Origin of the sequence: Methyloceanibacter marginalis (genome assembly GCF_001723295.1) — a bacterium.
GTDB classification, from domain to species: domain Bacteria; phylum Pseudomonadota; class Alphaproteobacteria; order Rhizobiales; family Methyloligellaceae; genus Methyloceanibacter; species Methyloceanibacter marginalis.
In genome coordinates this window covers 1-8,461 of the sequence record NZ_LPWD01000050.1, presented here as the reverse complement: position 1 = coordinate 8,461, position 8,461 = coordinate 1, and the positions used below count along the sequence as shown (strand labels likewise).

Annotated in this window: 13 protein-coding genes and 1 tRNA gene; 11 read left to right on the top strand and 3 right to left on the bottom strand. The window is 64.2% G+C overall.

Translation table 11 applies throughout. The features are described 5' to 3' along the window. Positions 1–350: 350 nt before the first annotated feature. The 8 genes from AUC71_RS02640 to AUC71_RS02600 all read left to right on the top strand — a co-directional run bounded on the left by AUC71_RS02640 (position 351) and on the right by AUC71_RS02600 (position 4,838). Positions 351–845 (top strand): hypothetical protein, encoded by a 495-nt coding sequence (locus tag AUC71_RS02640; RefSeq protein ID WP_069623024.1) that lies wholly within the window; start codon positions 351–353, stop codon positions 843–845. A gap of 178 nt (positions 846–1,023) precedes the next feature. Continuing rightward, positions 1,024–1,383, top strand: coding sequence for a hypothetical protein (locus AUC71_RS02630; protein WP_069623022.1), 360 nt, complete (start codon positions 1,024–1,026; stop codon positions 1,381–1,383). Further along, positions 1,368–1,667 carry a hypothetical protein gene (locus tag AUC71_RS02625; RefSeq protein WP_069623021.1) on the top strand — a complete coding sequence of 100 codons (300 nt, stop codon included), beginning with the start codon at positions 1,368–1,370 and terminating at the stop codon, positions 1,665–1,667. Before AUC71_RS02630 ends, AUC71_RS02625 begins: the two co-directional genes overlap by 16 nt. Continuing rightward, entirely contained in the window at positions 1,657–1,968 is a 312-nt protein-coding gene (locus AUC71_RS02620; RefSeq protein WP_069623020.1) for a hypothetical protein, read from the top strand. The genes AUC71_RS02625 and AUC71_RS02620 overlap by 11 nt, the downstream gene beginning before the upstream one ends. Beyond that, positions 1,965–2,792, top strand: a complete 828-nt coding sequence (locus tag AUC71_RS02615) for a hypothetical protein (RefSeq protein WP_069623019.1) — start codon at positions 1,965–1,967, stop codon at positions 2,790–2,792. The genes AUC71_RS02620 and AUC71_RS02615 overlap by 4 nt, the downstream gene beginning before the upstream one ends. A 291-nt stretch (positions 2,793–3,083) precedes the next feature. Beyond that, positions 3,084–3,236, top strand: coding sequence for a hypothetical protein (locus tag AUC71_RS19135; protein ID WP_158007673.1), 153 nt, complete (start codon positions 3,084–3,086; stop codon positions 3,234–3,236). Positions 3,237–3,426: 190 nt separating this feature from the next. Then, the gene (locus AUC71_RS02610; protein WP_069623018.1) at positions 3,427–3,675 is read left to right on the top strand and encodes a hypothetical protein; all 249 of its coding nucleotides are present in this window, start codon (positions 3,427–3,429) and stop codon (positions 3,673–3,675) included. An 878-nt stretch (positions 3,676–4,553) separates the two neighbouring features. After that, on the top strand, positions 4,554–4,838 hold the full coding sequence (locus AUC71_RS02600) for a hypothetical protein (RefSeq protein WP_069623016.1): 285 nt from the start codon (positions 4,554–4,556) through the stop codon (positions 4,836–4,838). A gap of 64 nt (positions 4,839–4,902) precedes the next feature. On the opposite strand, the gene AUC71_RS21725 is transcribed toward AUC71_RS02600, so the two are convergent. The 3 genes from AUC71_RS21725 to AUC71_RS02585 form a co-directional block, all read right to left on the bottom strand. After that, positions 4,903–5,421 carry a type II toxin-antitoxin system HicB family antitoxin gene (locus AUC71_RS21725; RefSeq protein ID WP_069623015.1) on the bottom strand — a complete coding sequence of 173 codons (519 nt, stop codon included), beginning with the start codon at positions 5,419–5,421 and terminating at the stop codon, positions 4,903–4,905. Positions 5,422–5,842: 421 nt separating this feature from the next. Then, positions 5,843–6,730, bottom strand: a complete 888-nt coding sequence (locus tag AUC71_RS02590; RefSeq protein ID WP_069623014.1) for a hypothetical protein — start codon at positions 6,728–6,730, stop codon at positions 5,843–5,845. 109 nt (positions 6,731–6,839) lie between these two features. Beyond that, positions 6,840–6,916 (bottom strand) — tRNA-Arg (locus AUC71_RS02585). Positions 6,917–7,114: 198 nt separating this feature from the next. Between AUC71_RS02585 and AUC71_RS02580 the strand changes: the two genes are divergently transcribed. The 3 genes from AUC71_RS02580 to AUC71_RS20130 form a co-directional block, all read left to right on the top strand. After that, on the top strand, positions 7,115–7,771 hold the full coding sequence (locus AUC71_RS02580; protein ID WP_069623013.1) for a PAS domain-containing protein: 657 nt from the start codon (positions 7,115–7,117) through the stop codon (positions 7,769–7,771). Further along, the gene (locus AUC71_RS20135; RefSeq protein ID WP_069623012.1) at positions 7,768–8,169 is read left to right on the top strand and encodes a PAS domain-containing protein; all 402 of its coding nucleotides are present in this window, start codon (positions 7,768–7,770) and stop codon (positions 8,167–8,169) included. The genes AUC71_RS02580 and AUC71_RS20135 overlap by 4 nt, the downstream gene beginning before the upstream one ends. Next, a partial coding sequence (locus AUC71_RS20130) for a histidine kinase dimerization/phospho-acceptor domain-containing protein (protein ID WP_280139263.1) occupies positions 8,166–8,461 on the top strand: 296 nt, incomplete at its 3' end. The genes AUC71_RS20135 and AUC71_RS20130, both read left to right, overlap by 4 nt.

Below are 8,461 nucleotides of genomic sequence, written 5' to 3'. Positions count from 1 at the left end.
GCGAGCGCGCCACTTCCTGAACGAAAATCCTCGCGCCAGCATCCGACGCGCCGCGATGCGACCCGGCAATTTGTATTCTCCTGCCCCAGGTCCGCGAACCGCTTGCGAGGCAACGCTGTTCGCTGCCTCTCCGCTGCTTGCCAGCGCCTGTGGGTAACGCGCGGGTAACGGCAGCGCCTGGCCCTGAGCGCCTTCCGGCCCTCTGGCGCGCCTCAAATCAGGGGCTGGTCAGACCAGTGCGTCCCCCGTTATGCGCCAAAGACAGCAACTCGGGGGAGTGCGATTGGTGGCGGCAGTTGGTGAAACGGGCAGTCAGACCAAGCGACCTCGGCGGCCGACGCGGTCCCACCGTGCGCAGCGCCGTCTCGAATGGTACGTCGCTCCACAGCGAGCGGCCCGGCGACAACCGGCAGGCGAGACGCTTCAAGGATCTGGTCAGCGACCTTAGCGAGATGATCGGCGGCTGGGCCGCGCTCAGTGAGGTCCAGCGCCAACTCCTGCGCCGCGTCGCCATGCTGTCCATCCAGCTTGAGGCGCTGGAGCTTGAGGCGGCCAAGGGCAACAAGATCAATCACGAAGAGTACGCGCGCATCGCAGGGCACCAGCGCCGCCTGCTTGGCGACCTCGGCCTCCTGCCGCGTCCAGTGCGCGAAGAGGCGGACGACGCGGGCGACGACGACGCGCCCAAGGACTTCCGCGCGCTGGTCGAGCAGGCCGCGAAGGAAGGCCGCCGCCTGTCGCACGCGAGCGGCGAGAACATCTCGCGGCGCTGTCCCGCGACGAGCTGCTGGCGCTCGCCAACAAGAGCCTCCGGTCGCGCGGGCTCTTGCCCATCCGGTCGCTAGACGAGTTGGAGCACCAAGAGCGACAGGAGTACCGCGCGCGCGCGGCCGGTGCGTGCCGAGGCTACGAGTTCGTCTCCGCGTTCCGCCCGCCGCCGGATCCCGACGACGAAAACGAGCGCCCCGCAGACCAGACGCCGTCGCAAGAACTCATCGCGGCCGTCAGGGAGGTGCTTGGCGCATGACGAGGCCGACCACACCACAGAGGCAGATCGCTGCCATCCTCGACGCACTGGCACAGGGCGACCGCGTTGGCTTCCGTCGCCTCGGAGGACAGGCGAAGGGCCGCATCAATCGCGCCGACCGGCTGAAGGGCGTCGAGCACTGGCTCAGTACGAGCGGCGACCGACACCCGGTCCTCGCGGCCGCACTGCGACAGGTCTTGGGCGAGATCATGTTCCGCGAGCGTACCGAACCAGAGCCAGCGGTCATCAAGACGCGCTGCACATTCCGCGACCTGATGCGGCAGCAGGCAGCGGTCGCCTACGCGGCCTCACCAGAAGGACAGTACGCGGGGAGGCCAAGATGGCAGCGCGTCTGAAGCTGGCGGGACCACGCAGGCTTCCCGCGTTCAAGATCACGGCAGGCTCTGCGAACGGCTTGCACTGGACGCTCTTCTTCGAAGGCACCAGTCAGACCCTGCTCACCTCGGACGAGACGCTGCGGGACCAGCGCCGGTTCAGGCGCGCGCTCATGCAGCAGACCTATCCCGTCGTGTTCATTCCGGTCATCAGTGACGCGCGATGGGCCGAGGCCGTGACGGCCGCAATCCAAGAGTTTGAAACCGAGAAGAAGCAAGCGAAGGAGAAGACGAATGTTGCGTAACCAAGACGATGTGATCCGCGACGGAGAGAGCGTGCGCGTTCCGCTCATGCTCTGCGACGCGGCACAGCGAGAGATCGCGTGCCACGTCCACCGTCCGCATCAGGTGACAGACGCCAGTGACGCGTCGCAAAAGACCGAAGCCTACGAGCGGCACCTATCGAACATGCAGGACGCGTGGAGAAATCCCGCCCTTGCACCTGAGACGAAGGGCGAGGCACCCACGGGCGACGCCCGACAGCAGGCGCTCGCCCTCCGCGATGCCGCCTTGACCGCCGCCTGGAAGGAAGGTGGTGCCCGATGAGCCCGACACTCCCCGGACCCGCCCTGGAAAAGATGCGTGCGCTCGAACAGGCGGCGAGCGATGCAGACGCGCTCGTGGCTTCGAGCACCAGTTCACTCCGTGCGCTCCTGAGCGAGCGGCACGATCCCGCGACCGATGAAGCGCGCTTCGAGGAGCTGGATGCGGAGATCAAGGCCGGTGAAGTTCGACAACAGCGCCGCATGGCGAGGCGCAACGCGACCAAACAGCTCGCAATTCAGATCAGGGCGTGGCTGACCGGCCTGCCTCGCAATGTCGAATTGCGCCTCGTTCCTCCGATGAAGGTCGAGGACGAGGACCTGGGCGACGTGGCCGGTGGGCTCGAAGACCTGCGACGAGACCTGAAGCGACTGCAAACCGAACTCCGCGAGGTGCGGACTGCGCCGAAGACCACTGACGAGTTGAAGGCAGAGGCCAAGGCCTTCGTGGACGGGCTCGCCAAGGCGGGAGCACCCGTCATGGATGGTGGCGTGCCGCGCTTCGGGCAGCCGACCGCCGACTACGGCACCGACGTCACGCAGCAGAAGATCCTTGGGCTCATCGCGTGGCTGGCTCCCGACCGACTGCTCGCTCGCATCGAAGGAGAGATCGACGCCGGAGCGGGTCAAGACGGCGCGCTCGCGTCCGACGAGCGCCAGCGTCGCGTGGCCGAGCTTGAGCGGAAGATCGCCGAGATCGAGCTGTGCGAGGAGGCATACGTGTCCGCGGGCATCGAACGCGGGCTCGACGTCCAGCGACGCGTGCACGCGAGCCCGGCCGCCGTGCTGTCGGTCCAGGTCGTGAAGAGGTCGCGTAAGGCAGCCTGATCGAACGCTCCTGGCGCCGCAGGCTGTTGCGGCGACGGGGCGGCTGGGCGGGTCCTCTCCCCCAGATCCTGCGGACGGCTCGCTCACCGTCGCGGCAGGCTCAACGCCCCGGGGTCTTCTCCTTGCTTCATCGGGATCCTGGGGCCAGTCCCCGGGGACGGGTTTCGTCCGGTCCACCCACCGCCGTCCCCGGGGCACTCCTACGAACCATCGGTGATCGCCGCAGCATCTCCCGCACGCGCGTTCGAAGGCCGCGATGCTGGTCCTCCCCCAACACAGGAGGACATCATCATGCGTTACCAAGTCTTGCGGCAGCCGCTCGATCCCGACGAGGACATCCTCGACGCGGAGTTCATCGAGGTCGAGGACCTGTCCCTCGAAGAAATCTTCGACCTGATCTGCTCCGAGGGCCGCTTCCCGAAGACCAACGGAGCGCTCCATTGAGCGCCGACATCAGCGCGATCATGCGGCGAGAGCGCGTGCGCTCTTGGGCCCGATGGCTCGCGGGAGTAGTGTCGCTGCTCGCCATCCGGGAGCACCGCCTGTTCGCGCGTCGCGACGATCCCCCGCCACGCGTCCCGCGCCCGCTGAGGGGCGCGGTCGCCGCGCGGTCCAACCAGCACAGGAGGAAGATGTGACCAGCAAGGCCAAAACGAAGAAGAAGGCGCGCGTCGTGCGCGCCGGTACCAACCGCGCGCGCATCCTGCGGCTCGCGGACGGGAGCAGGACCCTCGACCAGATCGCGAAGGCGGTGAAGCGCGACCGCGCGAACGTCACCACGGCGCTCGCCATCATGCGCCGCGACATGGGCCTGAGCTACAGCGTGGGCGACGACGACCGGCTCGTCGTCAGGCTGCCCGCAGGCGTCACCGTCGGCGCCTAGCTCCCGGATCCGAGGCAGAAGACGAGGGGCTCCGCGTTCCGGCGCGGGGCCCTCTTTTATGGGCGCACGACGGTCTTGACTCGGTTGGCCGAGGACTTCAGCGTGACGGGATCGCCCAGCGTGCCGGTCGAGGATCAGGCTTTCCCGCAGCCCCTCGCCAGATGCGCCGTTGGTAACTGTGCGCGGGACGTTTTGGCACGATCCGTACGTGAAAGCGGATCACCGGTGTGAGCACCGGTGGTTCGCTTTGTCTTGCCGCCGGTGCTCCTTTCAAAACGCAACTGAAAGGAATGTTTGCATGCAAGACCTACTTATCAGAAACCTCATCATCCGTGCCAACCGAGAAGAATGGGACCGCGAGCGAGTGGTCGAAGTCTTCAAGGCCGTGCTCGGGGAACAGTTCGACCGGTACCAGTTCGGCAGCGGCCCTGACACGATGGGCGACGGTGCCGACTGGCCAGTGAACTCTTCTGAGGAGATCCTAGGCCCAGACCACTGCGGCGGATATCACGACGCACGGCCCGGGTACTCCGTCGTGGCGTGCCCCCTGCTTCCGGAGGGTGCCGACGAGGATCAGGTCTACGAGAACACGCGCTGCCTTCCCGTCGTGGAGTGGGGCATTTACCCCAACCGCCGCGATGAGAGCGCGCCGTGGGTCCTCGGACCAAACACCGGCTGCGTCGGCTTTCGGCTCGACCACGGACTGCTCAAGGGCTTCGTCCATCCCGGCGGCACGGTAATCACGAGCACCGGCACGAGGCTGAAGAGCCTCGCGTGGTGGCCCGAGTTCGTGCTGTCGGCCTCAAGGGCGACGCTTAAGGTGGTGATGCCAGCCGACGCGCTGCGACCGACGGCGTCGTCCAAGAAGGTGTTGCGCCGTGAAGTCGCTCCACCCAAAGGACCCGACGAACGTGACGTATCTCGAAGGAAGACCGCCACGGCGCAAGGGCTGGGGGCGCGGAGGCGTCATCGGCAAGGAGGGGAGTGTCGACCTGGACGATGTGCTCAAGAGCTGCTCCCGCGAGCTCCGTCACGCGTTCTCAAGAGCGATGAGACGCGGCACGCTGCAATACGAGCAGAAAGAGCAGGGCAAGCGCGTGATCGTCACCTTCTACGACGGTCGGCGCAATCTCCTGGCCATATCCAACATGCCGGACCACTAGGCCCGGAATCACGCATGTGAAGAATGAGAGGCCCGTCCCGCGCGCTGCGGGGCGGGCCTTTTTACTAATGGCGTCGACTGGTCAGCGCAGCAGCCGCAAGGTGACCCGGCACCGAGGAGGCAACGGGCACAGCGACGTGCGGACGAACCACATCTTCATCTTCGAAGCATTGGTAGAAGGCGCGGTGGGCGATGGGCTCGAGAGTGCGCAGCCGGAGCCTCAGAGCTGCCACCTGGGCCTCTAGTTCCTCGCACTTCTTCTGTTTGGCCTCGTTGATAGCGACGAGCTTCTTCTCGCGAGCCTCGTTCAGCGCGCCTAGTTCCTCCTGGGCGTTCACGAGTTCAACGAGAGTGTCCCACTCTTCTTGGACACGCTTGGAGAAGCTCCCGGGTTCAGGAATGTCGCGGCCTAGCTCTTTGGCCTCATCGCACCACTCCACAATGGCGTCTCTGACGTTCGCGGCCGCTTCGGCTTCAGTCTCGCCGTCGGACATGCACCCATGGAGGTCGGGAACATAGGCAGCGTAGCCGCCCCCCTCATCTTCTGTGAGGGGAACAATGACGATTGCGTATTGGTCGCTCACTGTTCGGTTGCCCTTCTCTGCGCGGCACTAATATGTGCCTCAGCCAATGCTACAAATTTCTTAATGTATGGCGGCTTGATGGGCCGTTTGCTGGGCACGGTCAAGATGCCCGGGAGGTGTGGGCTCGAAATCTTGAAATGGCTACCCCGCTTCGGGGGAGTGTACCGGAGCCCGATCGCCTTGGAAACGGTTTCAAGGTGCCCTGTGTTCCAGTTGCCCTTGGGATTTTGGCGCATCTGCGCCAGGAGCTTGGGCTCTTTAGGCCCCGGCTTTCCCGGCTCCTTACGGCGAGGCCCTTCGCCGCTGGCCGGTTCTACGAGATCCGCCACTTTATCGTCCCTTCTAAACTGCGCGCATTAGGGCGAGAGTTGGTGCCGCGATCACGGTTAATCAAGTCTTCGTGTCGCGGAAAAGTTGAGTCCTACACCGATTCTTGGGACTTCAACCAGGCGTCGATTTCGGCTAACCACCTGAGATAGCTGGCAGCCGTGCTAACGAGCAGGACGGCCATGGAGCGGGGCGGCTCAAGCACTTCGGGCTTGCCGTGCTCGTGCCGATAGTTGTGGCAGGAAGCGACCCACTCACACAGACTGCCTAGCATTTTTGCCGCCGCGGCTGATGCGGGGGGATTTCCATCTGTCATCTTCTGGAGGACGGGTGCGAGCTTGGTTCGAGCGCTCGGAGCGGTGAGGCGAGGCTCCTTAGGGAACATCAGCTTGAATAGGCCTTCGACGGAATCGAAGGCGGCTCTTATCGCGCCCCTTCCGTCGGGTGTCACTGCAGAGAGTTCGGAATGGGCGTTTTCCAAGTTTTGCGCCACATTAGCATAGCGCGCTGCGTCCAATCCGGCGATGACTGTTGCCCTGTTCCGTTCGAACTCTTGATCCACCGTGAGGTGGACGCCACCGCGAGCATCCAGCTCATAGGGAAGATTTTCTTCGCGAAGAATTTGACCTATGTCCTTGACCCACCTCCCAGGCGCGCTGCGGTCCCAGAGAGAGCCGCTCTGTACATTGCGGGCCAACAGTCTCCAGGCCACAGTGATCGAGTCCAACACATCTCGTAACGCGGCTTGCTTGTAGAACTCGACCCATTGGTACCCGTAGTTCCCACTGGGGCCGTCTATGCCCAGGGAGTGCTGCAATTCGCTGCGCAAGTCGCCTAAGTAGTCGTGATCAGAAACGAGTGCAGCCAGCCGGCGCCGCATCCGCGCGCTGTCGCGCTCGGGCGCGCCACGTTCGATGTAGAGCTCGGAGAACCGCTGCCCTGAGGTGGTCGGGAATCGTTCATCTCGCGAGAACGATAGCATCGGCTACCTGTCCGCAACCATGAAAGACGATGGTCCGGAGATGTTACCCCGGGTGTTACCCCGGCACCTTTCTCGCAGGACGCTGCCTCCGCTAAGCCATTGTAAAGGCTGGTGACCCCGACAGGATTCGAACCTGTGACCCTCAGATTAGGAATCTGATGCTCTATCCTGCTGAGCTACGGGGTCGAAAGAGACGGTTCGCTTGGGTGTAGAGGAGGCTTTGGCCCCCCGCAAGCCGCGAAACGCTTGATTTTCGGGTGGGGGCGCCGGTATCGGCGCTCATCCGGGCTTTCGGATCGGTTTGCACGACAGTCCGAAAACGCTAGGCTCCTCAGTCGGGAGGAGCGCCTCGCCCGAGGGAGCGCTTCCTGGAGGGTGTGAGTCATGTCGGCCGCTCGGAAACAGGCGGAGACGGTCGCCGCTAAGGTCATGCGTCTGCTGGGTGCCGCTCCCGGCGGAGCCGATGTCGAGGCTTTGACTCTCCTCATCGATCAAGCCCTCAGCCAAGCCGCTCAAGCGCAAGAAAAGCGGGACCTGGAGCGGATCGCCGAGGTCCAGGCCTCCGCGCACGCCCATCTCGGACAGTTGCTCAACGCCTCGCCGGCCGTGATCTATTGCCGGGCCGCGAGCGGGCACTACAAGCCGACTTTCGTGAGCGACAGCGTGACGAAGCTTTTCGGCTGCAGCCCGCGCGACTATCTCGGAGATCCCTACTTCTGGCGGAACAGGGTGCATCCCGACGACGTGGCGCGCATCGATGCTTGGGTCGACCGGATGTTCGACCAGGACAGGGGCTCCATCGAATATCGCGTCCGTCGTGAAGACGGCACGTATATGTGGCTTCACGACCGGCAGCAATTGGTCCGCGACGACAAAGGTGAGCCTGTCGAAATCGTCGGCTCATGGACGGATGTCACGGAACGCCGGGAAGCGGAACAAGCCGGCGCGGAAGCCCGAGCGCAGCTTGACGTGCTGCTCGGCGCCGTCCCCGTCGTGGTCTACAGCTTTGCCGCCACGGGGGACTACAAGCAACTTATGTGAGTCCCAGCATCACGCGGATCCTGGGCTATCAGCCCAACGACTATCTCACCGGGCCGGACTTCTGGCGGCAGCACGTGCATCCCGATGATATCGCCGAGATCGAGATGAAGCAGGGCGATCTCTTCAGGAATGGCGCGAACTGGATGGAGTATCGCTTCCGCCGGAAGGACGGCAGCTATTGCTGGGTCAGCGACGAGCAGTATCTCATCCGTGACGAGGCGGGACAGCCCGCGGAGGTCGTGGGCTCGCTCGCCGACATCGACGATCGGAAGGCGGCGGAACTCGCCTGTGAGGCGGCCCAAGTGGAATTGGAGAAGGCCAGTCGGGCCGCGCTCGAGGCCAACGAAGCGAAGAGCGTCTTCCTCGCCAATATGAGCCACGAGATCCGCACGCGATGAACGCCGTCATCGGCCTGTCCCATCTTGCTTTGAAGACGGAACTCAGCCCCAGGCAGCGCGATTACGTTCTCAAGATCAAAAGCTCGGGACAGCACCTGCTCGGCATCATCAACGACGTTCTCGATTTCTCGAAGATCGAAGCCGGTAAGCTGACGATCGAGCACATAGACTTCGATCTCGACAAGGTGCTGGAGAATGTCGGGAACTTGATGTCGGAGAAGGCCTCGGCCAAAGGCCTCGAGCTGATCTTCGACGTGGAGCCGCGTGTCTTGGCCCACTTCAAGGGCGATCC

Excerpts from the sequence above, each read along its gene's own strand:
- AUC71_RS19135 (WP_158007673.1), top strand. The coding sequence starts at position 3,084 with ATGCGTTACCAAGTCTTGCGGCAGCCGCTCGATCCCGACGAGGACATC.
- AUC71_RS02615 (WP_069623019.1), top strand. The coding sequence starts at position 1,965 with ATGAGCCCGACACTCCCCGGACCCGCCCTGGAAAAGATGCGTGCGCTC.
- AUC71_RS02630 (WP_069623022.1), top strand. The coding sequence starts at position 1,024 with ATGACGAGGCCGACCACACCACAGAGGCAGATCGCTGCCATCCTCGAC.
- AUC71_RS02580 (WP_069623013.1), top strand. The coding sequence starts at position 7,115 with ATGTCGGCCGCTCGGAAACAGGCGGAGACGGTCGCCGCTAAGGTCATG.
- AUC71_RS02620 (WP_069623020.1), top strand. The coding sequence starts at position 1,657 with ATGTTGCGTAACCAAGACGATGTGATCCGCGACGGAGAGAGCGTGCGC.
- AUC71_RS02590 (WP_069623014.1), bottom strand. The coding sequence starts at position 6,730 with ATGCTATCGTTCTCGCGAGATGAACGATTCCCGACCACCTCAGGGCAG.
- AUC71_RS02625 (WP_069623021.1), top strand. The coding sequence starts at position 1,368 with ATGGCAGCGCGTCTGAAGCTGGCGGGACCACGCAGGCTTCCCGCGTTC.